Origin of the sequence: Streptomyces marokkonensis, from assembly GCF_039539045.1 — a bacterium.
Taxonomy (GTDB): domain Bacteria; phylum Actinomycetota; class Actinomycetes; order Streptomycetales; family Streptomycetaceae; genus Streptomyces; species Streptomyces marokkonensis.
Genome location: NZ_BAABCQ010000364.1, coordinates 1 through 1,621 on the forward strand (window position 1 = coordinate 1; position 1,621 = coordinate 1,621).

At 68.5% G+C, this 1,621-nt stretch carries 2 protein-coding genes; both read left to right on the forward strand.

Going from position 1 to position 1,621, the window contains the following annotated elements; all coding sequences use genetic code 11:
* On the forward strand, nt 1–273 hold a 273-nt coding region (locus ABEA26_RS35880; protein WP_345598252.1), incomplete at its 5' end, for a tectonin domain-containing protein.
* A 639-nt stretch (nt 274–912) separates the two neighbouring features.
* On the forward strand, nt 913–1,500 hold the full coding sequence (locus ABEA26_RS35885; protein WP_345598253.1) for a TetR/AcrR family transcriptional regulator: 588 nt from the start codon (nt 913–915) through the stop codon (nt 1,498–1,500).
* Nucleotides 1,501–1,621: the final 121 nt, after the last annotated feature.

Here is a 1,621-nt window from a genome sequence, read left to right on the forward strand (position 1 = left end):
CGTCCCCCACAGGAAAGGCAGGGCCACATTCCCGAGTGGATCAGGATCTCAGGCAGTCTCGCGGCCATCACCACGGGGTCGCGGACCAACGTGTGGGGCGTGGAACTCCAACGGCGACATATACAGGTTCTCCGCAACAACGCCGGCGACCCCAGCCCCTCGGTCCCGATCCCCGGCGAGGCCGTCGACATCTGCGCCGCCGCCGACGGCACCGTCTGGCACGTCAGCAGCGCAGGCGACATCTATCGCTACGCGGGCGACCAGCCGGGCTGATGCGACACGTCACCGCCGCACAGGGGTGCGATCCAGGCAGCCAGGCACCCTTCGGTTCTCTCCCAGCCCCGGCCGGACGGCCCGCCGCCGGCTCGGGCGCCGGTGGTGGCAGACGTTGAAGCACGGGGGCGGCCCGCACCGGGGCCGCCCTCACCCTTCCCTTCACGGTGAACTACGGACGGTGAAGGGGGCCAGGCGGGGAAGTTCGTCGGTCGCACCGGCCTGCAGTGGTGAGTAGAAGCGGGCAGGGTGACGTGACCTGCGACCACAGCCTCGCCCACAGCACCCTTGTAGCCCGGCACGGGTACTCCCCTCGGCATGGGCGGTGAGCAATATGTTGAGCAGCGAGTCCAGATCCGACGGGCCGCGGACGATAGGGACGCCGCCGCAGCGGATGGTGGCCGGCACCTGCCTCGGGGCGCGCGACGCGGGTGACTCCACTTTCCGCTGACCAGGGTCTGAGACGAAGGCGAATTGATAACCTACCTATTGATAGGTAGGTTATGAGTGTGACCAGCTCGGTGGCTGGATGACCAACGCGGCCGACGTCAACCCGCTCACCCCGCCGCTGGAAGCCATGCGCGCCCTGCTCACCTCACCCTGACTGACCCGCCGTACCCGTACAGGAGTCTGACCACCATGCCCCGCCAGGCCGACACCCGCGCCCGTGCCCGTGACGAGTTCGCCCGCCGCCTCGCCGACCACGGCTACCTCGGCGTCTCCCTCGACGACATCGCCAAAGCCGTCGACGTGAAGAAGGCCAGCCTCTACCACCACTTCCCCGGCGGAAAACCCGCCCTGTTCATGGAGGTGGCCGACCACTACACCAAGGAAGCCTCGGCCCTCCTCCAAGGAGCACTCACCACCCCCGGCACCCTGCGCGACAAGCTCCTCGCCCTCGCCGCCTCCTACGCCCAGGGCACCTACAACTCCGCACTCAGCAACCAGATCTACTACGCGACCCGCCACCTCGAGGACGACCAGCGCACCGAGGTCTCCCACGCCTACGTGCGCGGCCTCATCCAGCCCGTCACCGACCTCATGGCCCAGGCGGTGGCCACGGGCGAACTGCGGCAAGCCGATCCGGGGTTCCTCGCCACCGCCTTCATGGAGCTGGCCGCCACCGTCCGTCCCCCACAGGACGACTGCGCCCCGGCCTCCGCCGACCGCCTGGCCCAGGACGTCGTCGACCTCTTCCTCCGAGGAGCCGCCCCCGACGTCCGCTGACCTGAGTAGCCCTTTCTGCGCAAGATCGAGCAAACCGGAGAGACGACCGCCGGTTAGCCTTGAGGGCGTACATAACCTGCGATACGGCTGATACCAGGGTAAACACCCCGGGAGGAGACCA